Here is a 23,838-nt window from a genome sequence, read left to right as displayed (position 1 = left end):
ACTTTACCTACGATGAGCCAGGCTCGGGTTACCGAGCGCTGTGGGGAGGCCGAGTGTCCACCGTCGTCATCAAGCGACCACCCCGGCGGCCGGCACCGGAGATCCCGGTCGGTGAGCTGCCCGTCGAGGCCCCGCCCGAGATCCCCGCCGTCACCGGCGGGCGCTGGCAGCAGGCGCTGATGGTGCTGCCCATGCTGGGCGGGTCGGTCGCGATGGCGATGATGTTCGGCCGGGGCGGCGGGGCGTACTCGTACGTGGTCGGCGGGATGTTCGGGCTCTCCTCGCTGGCCATGCTGGTCACCTCGTGGGGCAGCGCCGCCGGCACCCCGAAGAAGTCGGAGATGATGGCCGCGCGCCGGGAGTACCTGCGGCACCTGGGCGCGCTGCGCCGCCGGGTCCGGCAGACCGCCGAGCGGCAGCGGGCCGGGCTGCACTACCGCCACCCCGACCCGGGCCGGCTGTGGTCCACCGTCGACAGCCACCGGGTGTGGGAGCGGCGGCCCGGCGACCCGGACTTCGCCGTGGTGCGGGTGGGCGTCGGCCCGCAGACCCTGGCCACCCCGCTGGTCGGCCCGGTCACCCGCCCGCTGGAGGAGTTGGAGCCGATGACCGCCGGGGCGCTGCGGCGGTTCCTCGACGCGTACGCGGTGGTGCCCGACCTGCCGGTGGCCCTGTCGCTGCGCAGCTTCGCCCGGGTCTTCGTGCGCGGCGGGGCGCCCCGGGAGGGCGCGGAGGCGGGCATCCGCCCCGGCACCGGGTCGCCCGACGCGCAGGCGCTGGCCCGGGCGCTGCTCACCCAGCTCGCGGTGTTCCACGCCCCCGACGAGCTGCTGATCGCCGTCTGCGCCGGCCCCGAGCGGCGGGCGCTGTGGGAGTGGGTGAAGTGGCTGCCGCACGCCCACCACCCCACCCGCGTCGACGCCGTCGGCCCCGTCCGCCTGGTCACCAGCTCCGCCGTCGAGCTGGAACGGCTCCTCGACGAGGTGCTGGCCAGCCGTTCGCGGTTCAGCCCGGCCGGCCCGGCGACCGACGGGCCGCACGTCGTGGTGGTGCTCGACGGCGGCGACCTCACCGGCGCGACCGACCTCGTCGGCGACGGCGGCATCGACGCGGTCACCGTCGTCGACCTGGACACCCCGCCGCCCCGGCTGCTCGACCGGTACGCCATCCTGCTCGACCTGCGCGACGGGCGGCTGCACTCGCACTCCGTCGAGGGGCACGCCGAGGTGGGCACCCCGGACCGGCTGCCGCCCGCCGACGCCGAGGCGGTCGCCCGCCGGCTCGCCCCGCTGCGGCTCGCCACCGCCGTACGCGGGCCGGACGCCCCGGTCAACGCCGAGCTGGGCCTGCCCGAGCTGCTCGGCATCGGCGACCCGGACGGCTTCACCGCCGAGCAGGGCTGGGCGCCCCGGTCGGCGCGGGACCGGCTGCGGGTGCCGATCGGGGTGGGCGCCGACGGCGGCGCGATCGAGCTGGACCTCAAGGAGTCCGCGCAGGACGGGATGGGCCCGCACGGCCTGCTGATCGGGGCCACCGGCTCCGGCAAGTCCGAGCTGCTGCGCACCCTGGTCCTCGGGCTGGCCGCCACGCACAGCTCCGAGCAGCTCAACTTCGTCCTGGTCGACTTCAAGGGCGGGGCCACCTTCGCCTCCTTCGACCGGCTCCCGCACACCGCCGCGGTGATCACCAACCTGGCCGACGCGCTGCCGCTGGTCGACCGGATGGTCGACGCGATCAACGGGGAGCTGATGCGCCGCCAGGAGCTGCTGCGCCGGGCCGGCAACTACGCCAGCCTGCGCGACTACGAGCGGGCGCGGGCGGCGGGCACGCCGCTGGCCCCGCTGCCGTCGCTGCTGTTGGTCTGCGACGAGTTCTCCGAGCTGCTGTCGGCCAAGCCCGACTTCATCGACCTGTTCGTGCAGATCGGCCGGCTGGGCCGGTCGCTGGGGGTGCACCTGCTGCTGGCCAGTCAGCGGCTGGAGGAGGGGCGGCTGCGCGGGCTGGACACCCACCTGTCGTACCGGATCGGGTTGCGGACCTTCTCGGCCCTGGAGTCCCGGACGGTGCTCGGGGTGCCGGACGCGCACGAGCTGCCCCGCTCGCCGGGGCACGGCTACCTGCGCTTCGGCACCGAGCCGCTGATGCGTTTCAAGGCCGCGTACGTCTCGGGGCCGCTGCGGCGGCGGGTCGGCGCGACGGGGCCGGGCGGGGCCGGCGCGCCCCGCCTGCTGACCTTCACCACCCACGTGGTGCCGGTGCCGGAGCCGCCCACCCCCGCGCTGACGGCGACCGCCGAGGACGACGCCGGCCGGGACAACCTGCTCGACGTGCTGGTGGGCCGGCTGGCCGGGCAGGGCCCGCCCGCGCACCAGGTGTGGCTGCCGCCGCTGGACGCCGCGCCCACCCTCGACGAGCTCCTCGGCCCGGTCGGCGTCGACCCGGCGCGCGGGCTGACCTTCGCCAACCCGGAGCTGCACGGCGCGCTCCAGGTGCCGGTGGCGGTCGTCGACAAGCCGTTCGAGCAGCGGCGGGACCTGCTCTGGCTCACCCTCGGCGGGTCGGCGGGGCACGTCGGCGTGGTCGGCGGCCCGCAGAGCGGCAAGTCGGGCCTGCTGCGCACCCTGGTGTGCGCGCTGGCGTTGACCCACACGCCCGTCGAGGCGCAGGTCTACTGCCTGGACTTCGGCGGCGGCGGGCTGACCGCGCTGCGCGACCTGCCGCACGTGGGCGGGGTGTCCGGCCGCACCGACCAGACCGCGGTGCGGCGCACCGTCGGCGAGCTGGTCACCGTGCTGGTGGACCGGGAGCGCCGCTTCGCCGAGCTGGGGGTGGAGTCGATGTCGGCGTACCGGCAGCGGCGGGCCGCCCTCGCCGCCGCCGGGCAGCCCGCCACCGACCCGTTCGGCGACGTGTTCCTGGTGGTGGACGGCTGGGGCACGCTGCGCAGCGAGTACGACGACCTGGAGCCGCTGGTCACCGAGCTGGCCACCCGGGGCCTGTCCTACGGGGTGCACGTGGTGGCCACCGCGATCCGCTGGACGGACTACCGCCCGGCGATCCGTGACCTGTTCGGCTCCCGGGTGGAGCTGCGCCTCGGTGACCCGTCGGACTCGCTGCTGGTGCGCCGGGCGGCGGCGGCCACCGTGCCCGACAAGACGCCCGGCCGGGGCATGACCGGGGAGAGCCTGCACTTCCTCACCGCCCTGCCCCGGCTGGCCGACGGCGACACGGCGACCCTGGTCAAGGCGGTCGCCGGGGCGTGGGACGGGCCGGCGGCGCCCCCGGTCCGACTGCTCCCGCCCGTGCTGCCGTACGCGGAGCTGGACCTGACCGCGACGGCCGGGCTGGCGCTGCCGGTGGGGATCGCCGAGGCGGACCTGCGCCCGGTGGTGCTCGACTTCGCCACCGAGCCGCACCTGCTGGTCTTCGGCGACGCCGAGTGCGGCAAGTCGTCGTTCCTGCGGGCCCTCGCGGCGACCGTCGTCAGCCGGTTCACCCCGCAGCAGGCGCGGGTGATCCTGGTCGACTACCGCCGCAGCCTGCTCGGCGCGATCGAGACCGAGCACCGGATCGGCTACGGCACGGCCGCCGCCCGCACCACCGAGCTGATCGAGTCCGCCGCCGGGTACATGCAGCAGCGGCTGCCCGGCCCCGACGTCACCCCGGCGCAGCTGCGCCAGCGCTCGTGGTGGTCGGGGCCGGAGCTGTTCGTGCTGGTCGACGACTACGACCTGGTGGCCAGCGGGCCGGTCAACCCGCTGCGGGCCCTGGAGGAATACCTCCCGCAGGCCCGGGACATCGGCCTGCACCTGGTGCTGGCGCGCCGGGCCGGCGGCACCGGCCGGGGCTACGACCAGCTCCTCCAGCGGCTCAAGGAGCTGTCGACCCCGGGGCTGGTGATGGCCGGCAGCCCCGACGAGGGGCCGATCGTCGGGCAGGTCCGGCCCGGGCCGCTCCCGCCGGGGCGGGCCCGGCTGGTGACCCGGCGCGAGGGCGTACGCCTGGTGCAGCTGGCCCATCTTCCCCCGCCGTAGGGGTCCGCCGGGCCGACGACCCGGTGATCCGGCGTCGGAATGGCGCGTGACGGGCGTGGGAACCGGTAATCTCCGAGCAGCATGTGTCCGCCGCGATGAATGGCTGGGAATGTGACTGGGGTTCGGCAGGGCAGGCCCGCGACCGCGCGACGGTTCACCGGCCGCGCGCTGGTGGGCACCGCCGCGCTCGCGGTGTCGCTCGTCGGCCAGGTTCCGCCAGCGGCCGTCGCCGCACCGCCCCCCGCCGCGCTGCCCGGGTTCGCGTCGCTCGCCGCGCCGGTTTCCGGGTTGGCGTCGCTCGCCGCCCCGGTTTCGGCGGGTCCGTCCTGGCGGGTGTCCCCGGTCGACACCCCGGCCCGGGCCGACCAGGTCCGCGACGAGCAGTGGCAGCTCGACGAGCTGCGGGCGTCGACGGCGTGGCGCACCTCGACCGGGCGCGGCGTCGTCGTCGCCGTCGTCGACTCCGGGGTGGACGGTTCCCACCCGGACCTGGCGGGCCAGGTGCTGCCGGGCATCGACCTGGTCGACGACGGCGACACCGACGGGCCGGACCCGGTCGGGCACGGCACGACGGTGGCGGGCCTGATCGCCGGGCGCAACGATGACCGGCGGGGCGCGGTGGGGCTCGCCCCCGACGCGAAGATCCTCCCGGTGCGGGTCCTCGACGACGAGAACCGCTACGACGACGCCCTGATCGTCGCCCGGGGCGTCCGGTGGGCCGTCGACAACGGCGCCCGGGTGATCAACCTGTCGCTCGGCGGCAGCGGCGACAGCCCGGCCCTGGCGGCGGCGCTGGACTACGCGTTCGCCCGCGACGTGGTGGTGGTCGCCTGCACCGGCAACGTCGCCGCCTCCGCCGACACCAACGTCTGGTATCCGGCGCGGGAGCCGGGCGTGATCGCCGTCGCCGGCCTGGAACGCGCCAGCGACAACCTGTGGTCGGGGTCGATCACCGGCCGCGCCACGGTCCTCACCGCCCCGGCGACCGGCCTGGTCGGGGCCCGGCCCGGCAGCGGCTACTGGCGGGTGCAGGGCACCAGCTTCGCGTCGCCGCTGGTGGCCGCAGCCGCCGCGCTGATCCGGGCCCGCTGGCCGCAGATGTCCGCCGGTGAGGTGGTCAACCGGCTGATCAGCACCGCCCGGGACATCGGGCCCAGCGGCCGCGACGACCGCTTCGGGTACGGCCTGGTCGACCCGGTCGCCGCGCTCACCGCCGACGTGCCCCCGGTGGGGCACAACCCGCTCGACGACCAGTCCTCCCCCGGCGTGGTGGGCTTCGGCCCGGCGCCCGGCGCCACGCACGAGGCCCCCGTCGCGGGTGCCGGCGCGGACCCGCTCGGTTTCACCGCGCCCCGCCAGCACACCCGCTGGACGGCCCAGCCGGCCGGCGGCCGCGACGACGCCGACCCGCAGCGGCTCTGGGCCGGCGTGGCCCTCCTCGCCGCCCTGGTCACCGGGGCCGCGCTGATGGTCCGCCGGCTGCGCCAGCGCAGCCGTTGACCACCCCCGGGCGCGGCGTCGACCGGGGCGGCCCGGTTCCGTGCCCGGCCTGCCCGATTCCCGGCCCGGCCGGTCTGATCCGGCGTCCCGCTGGGTAGGGATGCCGGGCATGAGCACGTCCGGTCAGCGCACCCACGTCCCCGCGTCGCCGTCGTGGCGGGCCCGCCGGCTCGACCCCGACCGTTCGCTGGGGCTGCGGCTCACCCTCGCCGCGACCGCCGTCTTCCTGGTGCTGGTGCCGTTCGCCCTGCTCGCCCTGCTGGTGCTGGGCTCCTGGCCGCCGCTGCACCGGCTGGACGTCTCGGTCGCGCACCACCTGCACGGCTACGCCGTCGGCCATCCGGGCTGGGTGTGGTTCATGACCGTGTGGACGAACGTGTTCGGTCCCGGGCCGCTGCGGGTCGCCGTGCTCGCCGTGGTGGTCTGGTTGTTCGCCCGGCGTGCGCCGCGGCTGGCCTGGTGGGCGGTCACCACGATGGCGGTGGGCGGCCTGCTCGGCGCGCTGCTCAAGCTGCTGGTCGGCCGGGACCGGCCAGAGCTGCTGGACCCGGTCGCCCGGGCCGCCGGATACTCGTTCCCCTCCGGGCACGCGCTGAACGCGGCCCTCGCCGCCGGGGTGCTGCTGCTGGTCTTCCTCCCGTACGCCCGGCGGCCCGCCCGGCGGTGGGCGCTCTGGTCCGCCGCCGTCGTGGTGACGGTGCTGACCGGGGTGAGCCGGCTGGCGCTCGGCGTGCACTACACCAGCGACGTGGTCGCCGGCTGGCTGCTGGGCGTGGCGACGGTGGCCGCCACCACCGCCGCCTTCCGCACCTGGCGCACCCGGACCGGCCCGCCTTCCTGACCGGGCGACGGGTCGGCGTCAGGTGCACTCGCCGGTGCCGACCGGGCGGGTCCGCTCCGCGCCGGCCAGGGCGACCGGGCGGGCCTCGGCCGCCGTCACCGCGAAGCCGGTGTTCGGGTCGTCGGCCGCCGCCGCGAAGATCACCCCGAGCACCAGGCCGTTCGAGGAGAGCAGCGGCCCGCCCGAGTTGCCGCTGCGCACCAGCGCCCGGATCGTGTAGATCTCCCGGGTCACGTCGCCGGAGGAGTAGATGTCCGGGCCGGTGATCCGGTCGACGTCCCGGATCCGCGCCGACTGGGCGTTGTACGGCCCGTCGAGCGGGAAGCCCAGCACGATCGCGTCCGCCCCGCTGCCCGCGTTGCCGGCGGCGAACCGCAGGGACGGGCCGGGCAGCCCCGGCACCCGCAGCACGGCCAGGTCCCGGTCCGGGTCGTAGACGACGACCTCACCGTCGTACCGGTCGCCGTTCAGCTCGACCGCCACCGACCGGGTGCCCGCCACCACGTGCGCGTTGGTCATCACCCGGTCGTCGGCGTACACGAAGCCGGAGCCCTCGATGCGGCGCGCGCAGCTCGGCGCGGAGCCCAGCACCTTGACCACCGCACGCCGGCCGTCGGCCACCACCTGCGAGCCGGCGAGCGCCGGGTCGGGCGGCTCGACCTGCCGGGCCCGGGTGGGCGCGAGGTCGCCGAAGACGTCGGGGAAGCCGTTGGTGTCGACGGTGTCCCGCAGCGCGGTGGACAGCTCCTGCGCCTGGTCGGGCAGGACCCGGTCGACGACGGTGAGCAGCGCGCTGTTGCGCACCGAGGAGGCCAGCCACGGCAGCGAGGACGACCCGAGCGGCACGGCCACCAGCCAGGCGACCAGCATGACGGCGAAGAGCGAGACGACCGCCCCGCCGATGTCGTCGGCCCGCTTGGCGATGTCGCTGGTGATGGTCTGGCGCAGGTGCGAGCCGAGCCAGCCGGCCAGCGCCTGCCCCACCACCGCCAGCCCGAAGACGGCGACGAGGGAGATCAGCACCCGGGTGCCGCTGTCGGTGAACTGGCGGGCCAGCAGCGGGCCGACCTGTAGACCGATGAGCGCGCCCAGGAAGAACCCGGAGAACGACAGCACCCCGATGACGAAGCCCTGACGGTATCCGCTGATCGCGAACACGAGCATGAGCAGGAGCAGAACGAGATCCACGGCGGACACGCCCCAAGGGTACGGGCAGCGGGCCCGCCGGGTGCCCGCCGCTCGCGGAACGTGACGGTCCGGTGAGCGTCCCGCCGCCGCGCTGGCGGTCAGGTCAGCGGCCCGGCCATCTCGTCGGCGGCGTCGGTGCCGGCGGAGGGCGCCGGGGCGGCCCCGGCCGGCGGCAGGTCGACGACCCGGTCGTCCGGCCAGGGGCGGGCCCACCCGCCCATCTCGAGCAGGGCGGCGAGCACCCCGGCCGTGAACCCCCAGACCAGCATGCCGCGCACCGAGAAGGCCGGGCCGATCCAGCCGCTCGGGTGGCGTACCCGTAGCCGGTTCTCGGGGGCGACCAGCTCGGCGACCGGCAGCCGGGCGACGTGCGCGACCTCGGCCGGTTCCCGGGGGTGCACCGGGTGCGGCCGGTGCCACCAGCCGAGCACGGGGGTCACCACGAAGTCGCTGACCGGGATCCACAGCCGGGGCAGCTCGGCGAGGACGGTGACGCTGGCCGGGTCGAGGTCGACCTCCTCGTTGGCCTCACGCAGGGCGGTGGCGGCAGAGTCGGCGTCGCCCGGGTCGGCCGCCCCGCCGGGGAACGCCGGCTGCCCGGCGTGGTTGCGCAGGGTGGCGGCACGTTGCAGGACCAGCACGTCCGGGCCCGCCCCGGGCTCCTCGCCGAGGAGCACGAGCACGGCGCTCTCCCGCCCGCCGCTGGCCGGGGTGACGATCCGGGTGAAGTCCTCGGCGCGGGCGGAGCCCAGCCGGGACAGCAGGGGCTGCATCCAGGGCGGCGGCGTACGGCTCACGCCGGCACCACCACGCCGAGGTGCTCGCGGACCAGCGCGGCGAGCCGGGCGTCGTCCAGCGCGCCGGACGTGTCGACGTGCCGGATGCGGCCGTCCGCGCCGACGAGCACGGTCAGCGGGACGGCGTTGCGGTTGAGCGCCCGGCGCAGGCTCTCGCCCTGGTCGAACAGGACGGGGAAGCGCACGCCGAAGTCCTCGCCGATCGACTGGGCGGCGTCCCGGCTGTCGCGGGTGTTCACCCCGATCACCTGGAGCCTGCCGTCCGCGCGCTCGCTGAGCCGCTGGAACGCGGGCAGCTCCTTGCGGCAGGGCGGGCACCAGGACGCCCACAGGTTGACCACGGCCGGCCCGCGCACGTCCCGCAGGGCGACGGGGTCGCCGCCGGTGAAGCAGGGCAGGGTCAGCTCGGGCAGCTCCGCACCGCCGGAGCCGGCGGGGGTGGGCGCGGCCGAGGAGGGCGGCACGGTCAGGGTCGCGCAGGCGGCGAACGGCGACGGCCGGGTGTTCCGCCGGGGCTCCGTCGTCCTCTCCTCGTTCGGGGTCGCCGTGCAGGCGGCGGCGAGCAGCGCGAGCGGCAGGAGCAGGGCGGCCAGCGGACGCCGGGCCGCCAGCGGGTGCCGGGCCGCCGACCGGCGCGGGGCGGGCCGCGACGCCGGACGGGACGGCCGACGCCGGGCGGTGAAGCGGTGCGTCACGGCGCCTCCGCGGCGACCGCCTGCTGCGGCACCAGCTCCGGGTCGACGCCCGCCGCGGCGGCCAGGTCCCGCGCCCGGGGGCCCTTGAGCAGCTTCGCGGCCGGCGCGGGCTCCGTCGGCCCCGTCCCGTACGACGGGCAGAGCTTCACCAGCGTGCACGCGCCGCAGGCCGGCTTCTTGGCGTGGCAGACCCGCCGGCCGTGGAAGATGATCCGGTGCGACAGCATCGTCCAGTCGCGCTTCGGGAACATCGCGCCGATCGCGTGCTCGATCTTCACCGGGTCGGTCTCGGCGGTCAGCCGCCAGCGGTGCACCAGCCGCTGGAAGTGCGTGTCGACGGTGATGCCGGGGACGCCGAAGGCGTTGCCGAGGATGACGTTGGCGGTCTTGCGGCCCATTCCGGGCAGCGTCACCAGGTCGGCGAGCTTTCCGGGGACCTGCCCGTCGTACCGCTCGACGAGGGCCTGGCCCAGCCTGATCAGCGAGTTGGTCTTGTTGCGGTAGAAGCCGGTGGGCCGGATCAGCTCCTCCAGCTCGGCCCGGTCCGCCCCCGCGTAGTCGGCTGCCGTCGGGTAGCGGACGAACAGCTTCGGGGTGACCTCGTTGACCTTCTTGTCCGTGCACTGGGCGGACAGGATCGTGGCGACGGCCAGCTCCAGCGGATTGCTGTGGTCCAGCTCGCAGTGGGCGTCGGGGTGTGTCTGGGTGAGCACCCGGTGGATCTTCCGGGCGCGACGCGTGCGGCCGAGGTCGGTCTCGTTGGCTCCGGGGGGACTGGTGGTCACGACGGAAAGCCTACGTCGACCCGGTGACGGCGCGTCGAGCCACGCGGCCCGGCCGCGCTCGGCGACGGGTGGCCGGCCGCCGGCTCACGGCTCGGTGATCCGGCCCTCGTCGTCGAGGCGGGCGCCGCTCTTCGGGAAGTCGAGCCGGGTGAGCTCCCGGACCAGGCCGAGGCCCCGGTCGTCCGGGTCCATGGTCGGCTTGCCGATCGAGTTCATGTACGTCGAGGTGAACGACCCGCCGGCGAAGCTGCCGTCCGGCTTCAGCGACACCTTGAGCACGCCGCCCCAGCCGAGCCGGCCGTTGTTGCTCAGCGAGTTGCCGCCGCCGGCGAAGTTGCCGAGGCTGTAGGCGATCAGCCGGCCCTGGTAGAACTCCATGCCGCGCAGCACGTGCGGGCCGTGGCCGACGATCAGGTCCGCCCCCGCGTCGATCATGGCGTGGGAGAACTTGATCGGGTCGCCCCGGTTCTCGCCGAGGAACATCTCGGTGCCGGGGCGCACCCGGGTCTTGTCCGCGCCCTCGCCGCCCATGTGCACCTGCACGACGACGAGGTCGGCCATGGTGGCCGCCTTCTTGATCACCGCGCGGGCGGCGTCGATGTCGACCAGGCTGTTGGACCAGACGTACGACGAGAAGCCGGCGACGGCGACCTTGACGCCCTCGACCTCGACCACGGTGATCTGGTCGGGCGCCCCGGTGTGTTCCAGGTCGTACTTCTCCAGGGCGGCCTGGGTGTTGCGGTAGCCCTTCGGGCCGTAGTCGTAGCCGTGGTTGTTGGCCTGGTTGAGCAGCTCGAACCCGCCGTCGCGCAGGTGCGCGGCGTACTCCGGCGGGGCGCGGAACTGGAAGCAGCGGGTCGAGTTGGCCCCGCACTTGCCGGTGCCGGTGTCGACGGTGAGCGGCTCCTCCAGGTTGCCCATCACCAGGTCGGCCGCGAGCGCCTTCCTGATCGAGTCGAAGAAGCCCTTGCCGCCGTTCGGCGGGAGCCGGTTCGGCGCGTTGCCCATGATGATGTCGCCGGTGGCCGAGAGCGACACGCTCTCGACCTTGCCCTCCGGGGCCTCGCCGGAGGGTGCCGGGGAGGCGGTGCCGGTCGCGCCGGCCCGGTTGCCGGGCTGCCAGGTGGGCGCGTCGGTCGTCTCGGCGCAGCCGGCGGCGAGCAGCGTGCCGAGCAGCACGCCGAGGGCGAGCGCGGCCCGGCGGCGCGGGCGGGCGGCCCCGGCGCGGGGCAGGCGGGGACGGGGGCCGGGGCGGGCGGGAGCGTACATCGCCCGCGACGCTACCGGGCGGGATACGCGGTGACGATGGCCGATCGGCCGAAAAATCAGGCCGTGCGCCGTTCGGACCAGGGGACCACGGTCCCCGCCCCGCCGGCGAGCACGGCGGCGTGCACCGCGCGGGCCAGCGGGGCGCCCCAGGCGGAGCGGGGCCCACCGTAGGCGGACGGCTCGCCGCCGGCCGGGCAGAGCACGGTGACGGCGTCGGTGGGGGTGCCGGTGGCCGCGAGCCCCAGCTCCCGGATCGCCTGCGCCTTCGCCTCGGTCGCGGTCGCCACCGCGTTGACCAGGGCCGCGTCGCCGAGCCGGGCGGGCACCTCGACCACGATGTTGACCGTGCCGACCCGGTGGGCGGGCACGCCGCGCCGGGCCGGGCCGGGCGCGGCGGCGGGGACGGGGTCGGCGGCCTGGACAGGGTCGGCGGCCAGGTCGGGCGCGGCGGCCTGGACGGGGGTGCCCAGCCCGACGGTCGCCCAGACCCGCACCCCGGCGTCGGCGCGGGCGACCACCTCGGCGACGTCGACACCGGTCAGCAGGCCGACGCCGGGCCCGTCGAGGCCGAGCTGGTCGGCCAGCTCGGCCAGGTGGTCGGCCGGGTCGTCCCGGTGGTACGACATGGGCACGGTCGCGTTGACCACCCAGTGCCGCACCCCGATCCCGCCGCCGAGCGGCGCGGAGCTGACGCTCAGTAACGGACGGTCGGCGCGCCACACCAGCAGCGGGACGTCCCGGCCGTCCTCGCGGCGGCTGGTCAGGGTCGGCTCGGCAAGCACGCCGCCGACCCTACGTCCCGGGCGCGCCGAGGGGGACCAGGGGTTTCCCAGGGGTGCGGCTCTGATTACCGCTCACGTGCGCCTAGACTGGCCTCGCGCGAGGGATCAGCGGACGGCGCGGCCCGGCCGAGAAGACGGCACGCGCAGGCGGAGGTGCGCGATGGACGAGGTACTGGCTCGCAGCGGGATCTTCCAGGGAGTCGACCCGGAGGCTGCCGAGGCGCTCGCCAAGGAGATGGAGACGATCGAGGTCCGCAAGGGCGAGGTCGTGTTCAACGAGGGCGAGCCCGGCGACAGTCTCTACATCCTCCTGTCCGGCAAGATCAAGGTCGGTCGCCGGGCGGCCGACGGCCGGCAGAACCTGATCGCCGTGATGGGCCCGTCGGACATGGTCGGCGAGCTGTCGCTGTTCGACCCCGGCCCCCGCACCGCGACGGCCACGGCGGTGACCGACACCCGCCTCGTGCGCCTGCGCAAGCAGGCCCTGCGGCCGTGGCTCAACAACCGGCCCGAGATCGCCGAGCAACTGCTGCGGGTGCTGGCCCGCCGGCTCCGCCGGACGAACGACTCGCTGGCCGACCTGATCTTCACCGACGTGCCGGGCCGGGTCGCGAAGAACCTGCTCCAGATGGCCGGGCGATTCGGCACCCGCGACGGCGGCGTGCTGCGGGTGACCCACGACCTGACCCAGGAGGAGATCGCCCAGCTCGTCGGCGCCTCCCGGGAGACCGTCAACAAGGCGCTCGCCGACTTCGCCTCGCGCGGCTGGCTGCGGCTGGACGGCAAGAGCATCATCATCCTCGACCCGGAGCGCCTGGCCCGCCGCGCCCGCGTCTGAGTCGTCCCGCGTCCGCCCCGGCGGGCGTTCTGCCCGGCGGAGAATCCCTGGACGGGCAGGCGGGCCGGGGCGCACCGTGACGGGATGCTGGAACGGGTCGCTGTCCTCTCCGACGTCCACGGCGCGCTACCCCCGCTGGAGGCGGTGCTGGCCGAGCCGGACGTGGCCGCCGCCGACCTGATCGTGCTCACCGGCGACATCGCCGCCGGTCCCCAGCCCGTCGAGGTGCTGGACCTGCTCGCCGGGCTCGGCGACCGGGTCCTCTGGGTAGGCGGCAACGCCGACCGGGAGCTGGTCGGGGCACGGGCCGGGCGGCCGTCCGCGATCGCGGTGTCGGACTGGGCCGCCGGGCAGCTCCGCGACGATCAGGTCGCCCGGTTGGCCGCGCTCCCGCTCACGGCGACCCTGCCGGTCGTCGGGCTGGGTGAGGTGCTGTTCTGCCACGCCACGCCCCGCGACGACGAGGAGGTCGTCCTCGTGGACTCCCGGCTGTCCCGCTGGGCCGAGGTCCTCGCCGACGTGCCGGCCGACGTCCGGACCGTGGTCTGCGGGCACACCCACATGCCGTACGCCCGGCTGGTCGACCGGCGTCTGGTGGTCAACGCGGGCAGCGTCGGCATGCCGTACGGCGGGCCGGGGGCGCACTGGGCGCTGCTCGGGCCGGGGGTGCAGCTGCGGCGTACCGCGTTCGACGTCGACGCGGCGTGCGCGCGGGTCGCGGCGGAGTCCGGCTTCCCCGACGCCGCCGGCTGGGCCGACGAATACCTCCGTTCCCGGCACAGCGACGCCGAGGCGCTGACCGTCTTCGCCCCCCGCGACGGCCGCTGACCCGGCCCCGGGTTGGCACCCCTGCCGGTCCCGCCGGGACGGCATCCGCGCGGCGGACTAGGGAGCTGAGTCGTCTGCGACATCGCCGGGTGCCCGGCGACCGGTGAGTCGTCGGCGACATCAGCTCCCTAGCGGCACGGACGGCACCCGCTCCCCAGCGGGCGCGGACGACGTCATCTCCCCAGCGGGCACGGCTCCCCAGCGGGCGCGGACGGCACCCGCCACGAGCGCGTCCCGACCAGCGAACGCCACCCGGCGCACACAAAAAGTCAGTCTTGACTGTTTGTTTCGGCGGCGGCACGCTGGCCGGGTGACCGCCGCACCGACCCGCGTCCCGCAGCAGGAGCGCAGCCGCGCCACCCGGGCCCGGCTGCTGGAGGCGACCGTCGAGTGCCTGGTCGAGCACGGCTGGTCCGGCACGACCACCACGGTCGTGGCGGCCCGGGCCGGGGTGTCCCGGGGCGCCCAGCTGCACCACTACCCCACGAAGGCCGCCCTGGTCACCGCCGCCGTCGCGCACCTGGCCGAGCGCCGGGCCGACGAGCTGCGCACCGAGGCCGAGGCGCTGCCCGCCGGCCCGCAGCGGCTCGACCGGGTGATCGACCTGCTCGGCGCGGCGTTCACCGGCCCGCTCTTCGTCGCCGCCCTCGAACTCTGGGTCGCCGCCCGCACCGACGCCGAGCTGCGCGCCGCCCTGGTCCCCCTCGAACGGCAGGTCGGCCGGGAGATGCACCGGCTGACCGTGGCGCTGCTCGGCGTCGACGAGCGCCGCCCCGGCGTCCGCGAGGCCGTGCAGGCGACCCTCGACCTGCTGCGCGGGCTCGGGGTGGCCAACCTGCTCAGCGACGACTCGGCCCGCCGCACCGCCCTGCTCACCACCTGGAAACGCCAGCTCGCCACCCTGCTCACCCCCTGACCGGCCCGCCCCACCGGCCCACTGGAGGCACGATGGTCGACCTTACGAACCCGCGCAGCCGCCGCGTGAGCGGGCCGCTGCGGGTCGGCAACGCGTCCGGCTTCTACGGCGACCGGGCGACCGCGTGGCGGGAGATGCTCGACGGCGGCGACCTGGACGTGCTGACCGGCGACTACCTGGCCGAGCTGACCATGCTGATCCTCGGCCGGGACCGGCTGCGCGACCCCGCCCTGGGCTATGCGAAGACGTTCCTGCGCCAGCTCGAGGAGTGCCTCGGCACGGCGCTGGAGCGCGGGGTCCGGATCGTGACCAACGCCGGCGGGTTGCACCCCGCCGGGCTGGCCGCCGCGATCGGGTCGCTCGCCGACCGGCTCGGCCTCACCGCCCGCATCGGGTACGTCGAGGGCGACGCGCTGCCCCGCCCCGACGCGCTGACCGCGAACGCGTACCTGGGGGCGTTCGGGATCGCCGCGTGCCTCGACGCGGGGGCGGACGTCGTGGTGACCGGCCGGGTCACCGACGCGTCCCTGGCCGTCGGGCCGGCGATCGCCCGCTACGGCTGGGGGCGCGGCGACCTCGACGCGCTGGCCGGGGCGACCGTGGCCGGGCACCTCATCGAGTGCGGGGCGCAGGTCACCGGCGGCAACTTCAGCTTCTTCACCGAGCTGCCCGACGGCGGGCACCGCCCCGGCTTCCCGCTCGTCGAGATCCACCCGGACGGCTCCTCGGTCGTCACGAAGCACCCGGGCACGGGCGGCGCGGTCACCGTGGAGACGGTCACCGCCCAGCTGCTGTACGAGGTGGGCGGCCCCGACTACCTCGGCCCGGACGTGGTGACCCGGCTGGACACGGTCGAGCTGGCCGCCGACGGGCCGGACCGGGTGCGCGTCACCGGGGTCCGGGGCACGCCCCCGCCGCCCACCCTCAAGGTCGGGGTGAACAACCTCGGCGGGTTCCGCAACTCGATGACGTTCGTCCTGTGCGGGCTGGACATCCCGGCGAAGGCGGCCCTGGTCCGGGGCCAACTGGAGGCGGCGGTCGGCCCGGCGGGGCTGGAGTTCACACTGGCCCGCACCGACCACCCGGACGCGGGCGACACGGAGGCGGCGAGCGCGCTGCTGCACGTACACCTGCGGGACGGCGACAAGGCGCGGGCCGGGCGGGCGTTCTCGGCCGCCGCCGTGGAGCTGGCGCTGGCCTCCTACCCGGGCTGCACGCTGACCACCCTGCCCGGCGACGCCACCCCGTATGGGGTGTTCACCGCCGACGCCGTGCCGCAGGACGCGGTGGAGCACGTGGCCGTCCTGCCGTCGGGCGAGCGGGTGCGGATCGCTCCCCCGCCGGTGACGTGCTTGCAGGGGCCCCCTGTACAACAGAATGCGTTAACAGGGGGCCCTTCCTTGCAGCCGCAGCGCACGCGGCGGGGGGCGCTGGGCGAGGTGGTCGGGGCACGCTCCGGCGACAAGGGCGGCGACGCGAACCTCGGCGTCTGGGCGCGTACCGACGCGACCTGGGCGTGGCTGCGCGGCTGGCTGACGGTCGAACGGCTGGCCGAGCTGCTGCCGGAGACCGCCCCGCTGACCGTCGAGCGGCACGAGCTGCCGAACCTGCGCGCGGTGAACTTCGTGATCCGGGGGCTGCTCGGGCAGGGCGTGGCCGCGTCGACCCGGTTCGACCCGCAGGCGAAGGCGCTGGGCGAGCTGCTGCGGTCCCGCGTCGTCGACCTGCCGACGGAGGAGATGGGGCTGTGACCACACTGGACAGTGCGCTCGACCCGGCCGCGCCGGCCGTCCGGGCCAACCGGGAGGCCCTGCTGGAGCGGCTCGCCGAGCTGGACGCGGCCCTCGATCAGGCTCGCGCGGGCGGCGGGGCGAAGTACGTGGCCCGCCACCACCAGCGCGGCAAGCTGCTGCCCCGGGAGCGGATCGAGCTGCTGCTCGACCCGGACAGCCCGTTCCTGGAGCTGTCGCCGGTCGCCGCGTACGGGACGGACTTCCCCGTCGGGGCCAGCGTGGTCACCGGGATCGGCGTCGTCGAGGGCGTGGAGTGCCTGGTCGTCGCCAACGATCCGACGGTACGCGGCGGCGCGGTCAACCCGTGGTCCCTCGCGAAGACCCGGCGGGCCGGGGAGATCGCCCTGGCCAACCGGCTGCCGATGGTCAACCTGGTGGAGAGCGCCGGGGCGGACCTGCCCACCCAGGCGGAGATCTTCATCCCGGGCGGGCGGGTGTTCCGCGACCTGACCCGGCTCTCGGCCGAGGGCATCCCCACGGTCAGCGTGGTGTTCGGCAACGCCACGGCCGGCGGCGCGTACGTGCCCGGGATGTCCGACCACGTGATCATGATCCGGGACCGGTCGCAGGTGTACCTGGCCGGGCCGCCGCTGGTGAAGATGGCCACGGGCGAGGTCACCGACGACGAGTCCCTCGGCGGCGCGGCCATGCACGCCACCAGGTCGGGCCTGGCCGACTTCCTCGCGGAGGACGAGCGGGACGGCATCCGGCTGGCCCGGCAGTGCGTCCGCCGGCTCAACCGGCGCAAGCAGGGCCCGCCGCCGCGTACCGCGTTCCCCGCCTCGCCGAAGTACGACCCGGAGGAGCTGCTCGGCGTCGTCAGCGCCGACCTGAAGGTGCCGTTCGACCCGCGCGAGGTCCTGGCCCGGGTGCTCGACGGCAGCGAGTTCGACGAGTTCAAGCCCGCGTACGGGACGGCGCTGGTCACGGGGTGGGGCGAGCTGCACGGCTACCCGGTCGGGGTGCTCGCCAACGCCCGGGGCGTGCTGTTCAGCGAGGAGGCGCAGAAGGCGGCCCAGTTCATCCAGCTCGCCAACGCGGCCGACACCCCGCTGGTCTTCCTGCAGAACACCACCGGCTACATGGTCGGCACGGAGTACGAGCAGCGGGGCATCATCAAGCACGGCGCGCTGATGATCAACGCCGTGTCGAACTCGAAGGTGCCGCACCTGACGGTCAACCTGGGCGCGTCGTACGGGGCCGGCAACTACGGCATGTGCGGGCGGGCGTACGAGCCGAGGTTCCTGTTCACCTGGCCGAACGCGAAGTCGGCGGTGATGGGGCCGGCGCAGTTGGCCGGGGTGCTGTCGATCGTGGCCCGGCAGGCCGCCGCCGCCCGGGGGCAGGAGTTCGACGAGGACTCCGACGCCGCCATGCGGATGATGGTCGAGCAGCAGATCGAGTCGCAGTCGGGGGCGCTGTTCCTCTCGGGCCGGCTCTACGACGACGGGGTGATCGACCCCCGGGACACGCGTACCGTCCTCGGGCTCTGCCTGTCGGCTATCCACAGTGGACCGGTCAAGGGTGCCGACGGCTTCGGCGTCTTCCGGATGTAAGGGGCTGCTTTCATGATCACCCGACTGCTGGTGGCCAACCGGGGCGAGATCGCCCGCCGGGTCATCGCCACCTGCCGGGCGCTCGGCGTCGCCACGGTCGCCGTGCACTCCGACGCCGACGCCGACGCGCCGTTCGTCGCCGAGGCCGACCTGGCCGTACGCCTGCCGGGGAACGCGCCCGCCGAGACGTACCTGCGGGTCGACCTCATCCTGGACGCGGCCCGCCGCACCGGCGCGGACGCCGTGCACCCCGGCTACGGCTTCCTCGCCGAGAACGCCGAGTTCGCGACGGCGGTGACCGACGCGGGCCTGACCTGGGTGGGCCCGCCCGCGAAGGCGATCGCCGCGATGGGCGACAAGGTGGCGGCGAAGGCGCTGCTCGCCGACGCGGGCGTGCCGATGCTGCCCACCTGGACCAAACCCGACGAGATCACCGACTTCCCGGTGCTGGTGAAGGCGTCCGCCGGGGGCGGCGGGCGCGGCATGCGCATCGTCGCCGACCCGGCCGGGCTCGCCGAGGCCGTCGCTTCGGCGCGGCGGGAGGCGACGGCGGCGTTCGGCGACGGCACGGTCTTCGTCGAGCGGTACGTCGAGCGGGGCCGGCACGTCGAGGTGCAGGTCTTCGGCGACACCCACGGTGCGGTCGTGGCGCTGGGCGAGCGGGACTGCTCGATCCAGCGCCGGCACCAGAAGATCGTCGAGGAGGCCCCGGCGGTCCTGCCGGACGGGGTGCGGCAGCGGCTGCACGAGGCGGCCGTCGCCGCCGCCCGCGCCGTCGGGTACGTCGGCGCGGGCACGGTCGAGTTCCTGCTCGCCCCGGACGGGCAGTTCTTCTTCCTGGAGATGAACACCCGCCTCCAGGTGGAGCACCCGGTCACCGAGGCGGTCACCGGCCTGGACCTGGTGCGGCTGCAACTGCTGGTCGCCGAGGGGCAGCCGTTGCCGCTGGCGGCGACCCCGCCGCCCGACGGCCACGCCGTCGAGGTGCGCCTGTGCGCCGAGGACCCGGCGCACGACTACCGGCCGGCGACGGGCGTCCTGCACCGGTTCGCGGTGCCGCAGGTGGCGGGCGAGTTCGCCCCGACGAAGGGGCTGCGCCTCGACTCGGGCGTGGCGGACGGCTCGACGGTCGGCGTGCACTACGACTCGATGCTGGCGAAGCTGGTCGCCTGGGCGCCGACCCGGGCGGAGGCGACCCGGCTGCTGGCCGGCGCGCTGGCCCGCGCCGAGTTGCACGGGGTGACCACCAACCGGGACCTGCTGGTCCGGGTGCTGCGCAGCCCCGCGTTCGGGACGGCCGAGGTGGACACGGGCTTCCTCGACCGGCACCCCGACGTGTTCGCCCCGCTGCTGCCGGCCGACGAGCTGCCGCTGGCCGCCCTCGCCGCCGCGCTCGCCTCGGCCGCAGCGCGTCGGGCAACTGCGACGGTGCTCGCCGGGCTCCCCTCCGGCTGGCGCAACGTGCCGGCGTTTCCCCAGGTGACCCGGTACGCGGGGCCGGACGGCGACGGGATCGAGGTCCGCTACCGACTGGACCGCACCGGCGCACTCGCCGACTGCGCGGTGTCGGCCGGCGGCTCGGCCTCGCCCGCCGAGGGCTCGGGGCCGCCCGCCGACCGCTCCCTCCCGCCCAGCGTGGTGCTGGTCGCCGCCGCCCCGGACCGGGTGGTCCTCGACGTCAACGGCGTGCGGCGCGCGTACTCCGTACACCGGGTGGGGTCGCAGGTCTTCGTGGACGGCCCGGACGGGGCGGCGAGCCTCACGGAGCTGCCGCGCTTCCCGCTGCCCACGGCGGAGCTGGCGGCCGGGTCGCTGCTCGCGCCGCTGCCCGGCGCGGTGGCCCGGGTGCACGTCGAGGTCGGTCAGCGCGTCGCCGCCGGTGACCTGCTGCTGACCCTGGAGGCGATGAAGCTCGAACACCCCGTGCTCGCCCCCGCCGACGGCGTGGTCGCCGAGCTGCCGGTGCCGGCCGGCGGCCAGGTCGACACCGGCGCCGTGCTGGCCGTCGTCACCACCCCCGAGGAGACAGCGTCATGAACTTCGACCTCACCGACGAGCAGGAGCAGCTCCGCGACGCCGTCCGGGCGCTGGGCCGCAAATACGGTCACGGCTACTTCGTGGCGAAGGCGAAGTCCGGCGGGCACACCACCGAGCTGTGGGAGGAGGCCGCCCGGCTCGGCTACCTCGGCGTCAACATCCCCACGGAGTACGGCGGCGGGGGCGGCGGCATCACCGAGCTGGCCATCGTCTGCGAGGAGCTGGCCGCCGCCGGCTGCCCGCTGCTGCTGCTCGTGGTCTCCCCCGCCATCGTCGCCACGATCGTCACCAGGCACGGCACCGAGGAGCAGCGCGAGCGGTTCCTGCCCGCCATCGCCGACGGCACGCTGAAGGTGGTCTTCGCGATCACCGAGCCGGAGGCCGGGTCCAACTTCCACCGGCTCGGCACGGTGGCCCGCCGCGACGGCGACGACTGGCTGCTGACCGGCCGCAAGTGCTACATCTCGGGCGTCGACGAGGCACAGTACGTGCTGGTGGTGGCCCGCACCGAGGACTCGGCGACCGGCAAGCTCAAGCCGGCCCTGTTCCTCGTGCCGACCGACGCCCCCGGGCTGACCCGGTCCAAGCTGGACATGGAGATCGTCTCCCCGGAGAACCAGTTCATGCTCTACCTCGACGACGTGCGGCTGCCCGCCGACGCCCTGGTCGGCGGGTCCCTCGACGCCGGCCTGCCCGCCCTGTTCGCCGGCCTCAACCCGGAGCGCATCACGGTCGCCGCGATGGGCATCGGCACCGGCCGGTACGCGATCGAGCGCGCCAGCGAGTACACGGCCACCCGCAAGGTGTGGGGCGGCCGGAGCATCGGCACCCACCAGGGCGTGTCGCACCCGCTCGCGCACGCGGCGGTGCAGGTGGAACTGGCCCGCCTCATGATCTACAAGGCGGCCACCCTGTACGACGCGGGGCGCGACCTGGAGGCCGGCGTCTCCGGCAACATGGCCAAGTACGCCTCCGGCGAGGCGGCAGCGCTCGCGGTCGACACGGCGGTGCAGGCGCTGGGCGGCGCGGGCATGACCACGGAGTACGGCGTGGCGACGCTGCTGGGCGCGGTAAGAGCGGGCCGGATCGCCCCGGTGAGCCGGGAGATGATCCTCAACTTCGTCGCCCAGCACGTCCTGGGCCAGGACAAGTCGTACTGAGATGGCCTGTGTCGGAGCGCGGGAAAGCTAGGACGAAGATCGTGCTCGGTCCTGGAAAGAGTGGCCTCCGGCGGCGAGTATCACCACTCTTTCCCTGATCGAGCGTGGTCTTGTCCGCCCGCCTCGGTGCCCCTCCGCCCAGCGGTCAGGCGGCTCAGGCCGTGAACGCGCCCGCCTTGATGGTCTTGAGGAAGGTGGCCCAGGGGGCGGGCGCGAAGTGCAGCACCGGGCCCTGCTGGTCCTTGCTGTCGCGCACCATGACGGCCTGGGAAGGTGTGGCGACCTCGACGCAGTCTCCGCCCGCGTTGCTGCGGCTGGACTTCTTCCACTTGACCTCGGTCATGCCTGCTCCCCTGCGACTGATGCAATCAGCTTCCGAGACTGCGCCTCGTTCAGAGCCCGCTTCTCGATGGCAGACCACACGTCCCCGTACGCGGCTACCTCAGCGGGCTTGTCGAGGTAGAGGGCACCGGTGAGGCCATCCGAATAGACCACCGACGGCTCCTTATTGCCGTCGAAGTCGAGAATCGTGAACGCGCCATTGGCCATGCAGGCCCGGTGCAGGCCCATGCCGAAGGGCAGCACCCGCACCGACACGTTGGGCTGACGACTGACGGTGACGATGTGGTGAAGCTGCTCGGCATCCACGCCTCGCCGCAGCACCGCCTCGTCGAGCATGATGTCGACCTGCGGGGCGCGTGGCGTCGTGCGCGTCAGCAGCGCCTGCCGACCGAGCCGCACCGCCACGCCTCGGTCGATCTCTTCGGCGGTCATATCCGGGCGTCCAACCTGGTAGACCTGAGTGGCGTACGCCTTCGTCTGCACTAGTCCGGGGATCAGCAGCGGCTCGTACTTGCGCAGGCGGGATGCCCCGGCCTCCAGTCCCACGTACAGCTCGAACCACTCCGGGATGGCGTCGCCGTAGGAGTGCCACCAGCCGCGCGCCTTCGTCTCCTTCGCGAGGCCCATCAGCGCCTCGGTGATTTCCGGTGACGCTCCGTAGAGGCGGCACATGGCCTCCACGTCCAGCGACCGCATCGACGTCGCGCCGGTCTCGATGCGCCACATCTTCGGCGTCGACCATTCCAGCGCGTCGGCCGCAGCCTTGACCGTCATACGCGCTTCCTCGCGAAGCTGCCGCAGGTAACGCCCGAGCTGTCGCCTCGGGACCGTCGAGCCGGTATCCGTCGTCACTGGCTCTCCCTCTCCGCGACTACATACCGGGCGACGCCTGCGCTCGACATGTAATCACCTCTCGACCACGGTGAGCAACGGAGCCTATCAGAATGAAAGCACTGACATCGTTCATCCGAAACGTAATGTTGCTAATCGAGCTTCCATCCGTGAACCATGAGCACAGGATGTGGCGGTCGGATGACCGTGCGTGGCCCGGCCGCCACGTCCCCGCACCCGGAGGAGGCAGGGATGCGCAGACGCATCAGCTACGGCCAGTACCTCGCCGCCGTCGCGGCGACCCTCGCCCGCCGGCACCGGCCGGTCTGGTCCTGGATCCGGTGGCGGTACGTCTGCAAATGCGGCGACGAGCTGCCCTGCCGGCAGCGGCACAAGGTCCCCATCGGTCGTCGCCACTGGCCGGGTGAACGCGAGTGACCGCGCCCGGCCCCACTCCCCATACCGGGGTGACCGAGTTCCGGGCGGGGATGGTCCTCCACGTGACCCGGGCGGCGAGCCCACAGTTCGTCCAGCCGTTCTTCTTCCGGTTGATCAAGGTCCGCGAGGACTGGATCACCTACCACGGCTGGATCTGGTTGCACGGCTACCAGCTCGACGCCAGGGGCGAGGCCGTGGCGCAGCGCTCCATCTTCGTACAACCTGCGGGGTTGATCGTGCGGGCGACGCCCCTGCCGGCGGCTCGGCCCTCGCGCCCGGCGCGCCGCCCCACGAATCCCGGACCGGCCACCCGCGCGCGACAGGGCAAGAAATCGATAGATCGACAGGTATAGCATCCCTGGACACCGCCGGTCCGCCGCCGCCCACCGGTTGCCGGGCCGGTCCTGCCCCGCCTCACCAGGAGACCCCGGAGGAAAGATGCACCCCAGGTTCGCCCGCACGGCAGCAGCCGTCGTCCTCGCGCTCGGTGCCGCCGTCGCGCCGGCCACCGCCGCCAGCGCCCACCCCGACGGCGACTGGGTCAGCGTCTACCCGCCGATCCAAGGCTCCTCGACCTGGGACCGTTTCGGGGTCTCCGGCCCCGCCTCCCACCACATCGTCTTCGGCAACTGGGGCTACACCAACGACTGGGCGGTGGACATCTACCGCAACCCCGGCGGCACCATCGTCTCCCCCTTCGGCTCCAAGACCGCGTCCGGCCACCCGGTCGCCGTCACGGTCGTCACCGTCCGGCCGGGCTGCGCCACCGGCAACCTCGCCGACGGCGGTTACCGCATCGGGCTGGAGGCGCGGGACACCACCACCGGTCAGGTCCTCGCCCGCGCGGACGTGATGCACGTCAACAACAAGCCCGGTGGCATCGCCGTGGGCGCGACGGTGGGGCCGTGGACCAAGCTCGGCGAGACCGGCCGGTTCCGCTATTCGAGCTGCTACCAGGTCAACGGCGACAGCGGCGCCCACGTGCACCTTGAGGTGATCAACCAGCACCGGTACTCGTGCTACATCGCGCGCGGCGCGAACACCGGCCTGGGCGACGAGACCGTGATCGGCCGGGCCGGCGTCCACTACACGGGCCAGCGCCAGGCCTGCTAACCCCGGATCCCCTGGCAATCTTGGTACGAAAGGGCCCCTCCGGGGGTGCTTTCGTACCAAGATTCGCCAGACCTGCCATCGACAACCGGCCGGGG

The 23,838-nt window shown here is 74.6% G+C and carries 21 protein-coding genes; 13 read left to right on the top strand and 8 right to left on the bottom strand.

Going from position 1 to position 23,838, the window contains the following annotated elements:
* Nucleotides 1-53: 53 nt before the first annotated feature.
* The 3 genes from eccCa (at nucleotide 54) to HDA31_RS00465 (ending at nucleotide 6,375) form a co-directional block, all read left to right on the top strand.
* Nucleotides 54-4,034: a type VII secretion protein EccCa gene (gene eccCa, locus HDA31_RS00475; protein WP_178066654.1), complete on the top strand. Its 3,981-nt coding sequence runs from the start codon at nucleotides 54-56 to the stop codon at nucleotides 4,032-4,034.
* A gap of 99 nt (nucleotides 4,035-4,133) precedes the next feature.
* Complete coding sequence (mycP, locus tag HDA31_RS00470) at nucleotides 4,134-5,534, top strand: type VII secretion-associated serine protease mycosin (RefSeq protein ID WP_178066655.1); 1,401 nt, start codon at nucleotides 4,134-4,136, stop codon at nucleotides 5,532-5,534.
* Between the two features lie 109 nt (nucleotides 5,535-5,643).
* Nucleotides 5,644-6,375, top strand: a complete 732-nt coding sequence (locus HDA31_RS00465; RefSeq protein ID WP_178066656.1) for a phosphatase PAP2 family protein — start codon at nucleotides 5,644-5,646, stop codon at nucleotides 6,373-6,375.
* A gap of 18 nt (nucleotides 6,376-6,393) precedes the next feature.
* Here HDA31_RS00465 and HDA31_RS00460 read toward each other — a convergent pair whose 3' ends face one another.
* The 6 genes from HDA31_RS00460 to HDA31_RS00435 all read right to left on the bottom strand — a co-directional run bounded on the left by HDA31_RS00460 (nucleotide 6,394) and on the right by HDA31_RS00435 (nucleotide 11,891).
* Entirely contained in the window at nucleotides 6,394-7,572 is a 1,179-nt protein-coding gene (locus tag HDA31_RS00460; protein WP_043964968.1) for a MarP family serine protease, read from the bottom strand.
* Between the two features lie 89 nt (nucleotides 7,573-7,661).
* Nucleotides 7,662-8,360, bottom strand: a complete 699-nt coding sequence (locus HDA31_RS00455; protein WP_178066657.1) for an NUDIX hydrolase — start codon at nucleotides 8,358-8,360, stop codon at nucleotides 7,662-7,664.
* Nucleotides 8,357-8,971 carry a TlpA family protein disulfide reductase gene (locus tag HDA31_RS00450; RefSeq protein WP_178067893.1) on the bottom strand — a complete coding sequence of 205 codons (615 nt, stop codon included), beginning with the start codon at nucleotides 8,969-8,971 and terminating at the stop codon, nucleotides 8,357-8,359. The genes HDA31_RS00455 and HDA31_RS00450 overlap by 4 nt, the downstream gene beginning before the upstream one ends.
* A gap of 80 nt (nucleotides 8,972-9,051) precedes the next feature.
* Complete coding sequence (gene nth / locus HDA31_RS00445) at nucleotides 9,052-9,840, bottom strand: endonuclease III (RefSeq protein WP_074472248.1); 789 nt, start codon at nucleotides 9,838-9,840, stop codon at nucleotides 9,052-9,054.
* Nucleotides 9,841-9,924: 84 nt separating this feature from the next.
* Entirely contained in the window at nucleotides 9,925-11,109 is a 1,185-nt protein-coding gene (locus HDA31_RS00440; protein ID WP_178066658.1) for a CapA family protein, read from the bottom strand.
* A 56-nt stretch (nucleotides 11,110-11,165) separates the two neighbouring features.
* The gene (locus HDA31_RS00435) at nucleotides 11,166-11,891 is read right to left on the bottom strand and encodes an adenosylcobinamide amidohydrolase (RefSeq protein WP_178066659.1); all 726 of its coding nucleotides are present in this window, start codon (nucleotides 11,889-11,891) and stop codon (nucleotides 11,166-11,168) included.
* Nucleotides 11,892-12,051: 160 nt separating this feature from the next.
* On the opposite strand from HDA31_RS00435, the gene HDA31_RS00430 reads away from it, so the two are divergent.
* From HDA31_RS00430 to HDA31_RS00400, 7 genes are all read left to right on the top strand, one after another.
* Nucleotides 12,052-12,729, top strand: coding sequence for a Crp/Fnr family transcriptional regulator (locus tag HDA31_RS00430; protein WP_007073398.1), 678 nt, complete (start codon nucleotides 12,052-12,054; stop codon nucleotides 12,727-12,729).
* An 84-nt stretch (nucleotides 12,730-12,813) separates the two neighbouring features.
* Nucleotides 12,814-13,557, top strand: coding sequence for a metallophosphoesterase family protein (locus tag HDA31_RS00425; RefSeq protein ID WP_178066660.1), 744 nt, complete (start codon nucleotides 12,814-12,816; stop codon nucleotides 13,555-13,557).
* 310 nt (nucleotides 13,558-13,867) lie between these two features.
* On the top strand, nucleotides 13,868-14,473 hold the full coding sequence (locus HDA31_RS00420; RefSeq protein WP_178066661.1) for a TetR/AcrR family transcriptional regulator: 606 nt from the start codon (nucleotides 13,868-13,870) through the stop codon (nucleotides 14,471-14,473).
* A 65-nt stretch (nucleotides 14,474-14,538) separates the two neighbouring features.
* Complete coding sequence (locus tag HDA31_RS00415; RefSeq protein WP_178067895.1) at nucleotides 14,539-16,224, top strand: acyclic terpene utilization AtuA family protein; 1,686 nt, start codon at nucleotides 14,539-14,541, stop codon at nucleotides 16,222-16,224.
* Nucleotides 16,221-17,822, top strand: a complete 1,602-nt coding sequence (locus tag HDA31_RS00410) for an acyl-CoA carboxylase subunit beta (protein WP_178066662.1) — start codon at nucleotides 16,221-16,223, stop codon at nucleotides 17,820-17,822. Before HDA31_RS00415 ends, HDA31_RS00410 begins: the two co-directional genes overlap by 4 nt.
* A gap of 12 nt (nucleotides 17,823-17,834) precedes the next feature.
* Nucleotides 17,835-19,859: an ATP-binding protein gene (locus HDA31_RS00405; protein ID WP_178066663.1), complete on the top strand. Its 2,025-nt coding sequence runs from the start codon at nucleotides 17,835-17,837 to the stop codon at nucleotides 19,857-19,859.
* Nucleotides 19,856-21,019, top strand: coding sequence for an acyl-CoA dehydrogenase family protein (locus HDA31_RS00400; protein ID WP_178066664.1), 1,164 nt, complete (start codon nucleotides 19,856-19,858; stop codon nucleotides 21,017-21,019). The genes HDA31_RS00405 and HDA31_RS00400 overlap by 4 nt, the downstream gene beginning before the upstream one ends.
* Before the next feature lie 154 nt (nucleotides 21,020-21,173).
* Here HDA31_RS00400 and HDA31_RS00395 read toward each other — a convergent pair whose 3' ends face one another.
* On the bottom strand, nucleotides 21,174-21,362 hold the full coding sequence (locus HDA31_RS00395) for a DUF397 domain-containing protein (protein ID WP_178066665.1): 189 nt from the start codon (nucleotides 21,360-21,362) through the stop codon (nucleotides 21,174-21,176).
* Entirely contained in the window at nucleotides 21,359-22,213 is an 855-nt protein-coding gene (locus HDA31_RS00390; protein WP_178066666.1) for a helix-turn-helix domain-containing protein, read from the bottom strand. The genes HDA31_RS00395 and HDA31_RS00390 overlap by 4 nt, the downstream gene beginning before the upstream one ends.
* Nucleotides 22,214-22,444: 231 nt before the next feature.
* Here HDA31_RS00390 and HDA31_RS00385 point away from each other — a divergent pair, with 231 nt between their 5' ends.
* The 3 genes from HDA31_RS00385 to HDA31_RS00375 all read left to right on the top strand — a co-directional run bounded on the left by HDA31_RS00385 (nucleotide 22,445) and on the right by HDA31_RS00375 (nucleotide 23,743).
* Nucleotides 22,445-22,630 (top strand): hypothetical protein, encoded by a 186-nt coding sequence (locus HDA31_RS00385; RefSeq protein WP_178066667.1) that lies wholly within the window; start codon nucleotides 22,445-22,447, stop codon nucleotides 22,628-22,630.
* Between the two features lie 50 nt (nucleotides 22,631-22,680).
* Nucleotides 22,681-22,983: a hypothetical protein gene (locus HDA31_RS00380; protein WP_246384729.1), complete on the top strand. Its 303-nt coding sequence runs from the start codon at nucleotides 22,681-22,683 to the stop codon at nucleotides 22,981-22,983.
* Nucleotides 22,984-23,068: 85 nt separating this feature from the next.
* Nucleotides 23,069-23,743, top strand: coding sequence for a hypothetical protein (locus tag HDA31_RS00375; protein WP_178066668.1), 675 nt, complete (start codon nucleotides 23,069-23,071; stop codon nucleotides 23,741-23,743).
* Nucleotides 23,744-23,838 lie beyond the last annotated feature (95 nt).

Origin of the sequence: Micromonospora carbonacea (genome assembly GCF_014205165.1) — a bacterium.
In the GTDB taxonomy this organism is placed as follows: Bacteria; Actinomycetota; Actinomycetes; order Mycobacteriales; family Micromonosporaceae; genus Micromonospora; species Micromonospora carbonacea.
This window is presented reverse-complemented; position numbering and strand designations above follow the sequence as displayed.

Excerpts from the sequence above, each read along its gene's own strand:
- mycP (WP_178066655.1), top strand. The coding sequence starts at position 4,134 with ATGGCTGGGAATGTGACTGGGGTTCGGCAGGGCAGGCCCGCGACCGCG.
- HDA31_RS00465 (WP_178066656.1), top strand. The coding sequence starts at position 5,644 with ATGAGCACGTCCGGTCAGCGCACCCACGTCCCCGCGTCGCCGTCGTGG.
- HDA31_RS00440 (WP_178066658.1), bottom strand. The coding sequence starts at position 11,109 with ATGTACGCTCCCGCCCGCCCCGGCCCCCGTCCCCGCCTGCCCCGCGCC.
- HDA31_RS00430 (WP_007073398.1), top strand. The coding sequence starts at position 12,052 with ATGGACGAGGTACTGGCTCGCAGCGGGATCTTCCAGGGAGTCGACCCG.
- HDA31_RS00425 (WP_178066660.1), top strand. The coding sequence starts at position 12,814 with ATGCTGGAACGGGTCGCTGTCCTCTCCGACGTCCACGGCGCGCTACCC.
- HDA31_RS00405 (WP_178066663.1), top strand. The coding sequence starts at position 17,835 with ATGATCACCCGACTGCTGGTGGCCAACCGGGGCGAGATCGCCCGCCGG.
- HDA31_RS00400 (WP_178066664.1), top strand. The coding sequence starts at position 19,856 with ATGAACTTCGACCTCACCGACGAGCAGGAGCAGCTCCGCGACGCCGTC.
- HDA31_RS00395 (WP_178066665.1), bottom strand. The coding sequence starts at position 21,362 with ATGACCGAGGTCAAGTGGAAGAAGTCCAGCCGCAGCAACGCGGGCGGA.
- HDA31_RS00385 (WP_178066667.1), top strand. The coding sequence starts at position 22,445 with ATGCGCAGACGCATCAGCTACGGCCAGTACCTCGCCGCCGTCGCGGCG.
- HDA31_RS00380 (WP_246384729.1), top strand. The coding sequence starts at position 22,681 with ATGGTCCTCCACGTGACCCGGGCGGCGAGCCCACAGTTCGTCCAGCCG.
- HDA31_RS00375 (WP_178066668.1), top strand. The coding sequence starts at position 23,069 with ATGCACCCCAGGTTCGCCCGCACGGCAGCAGCCGTCGTCCTCGCGCTC.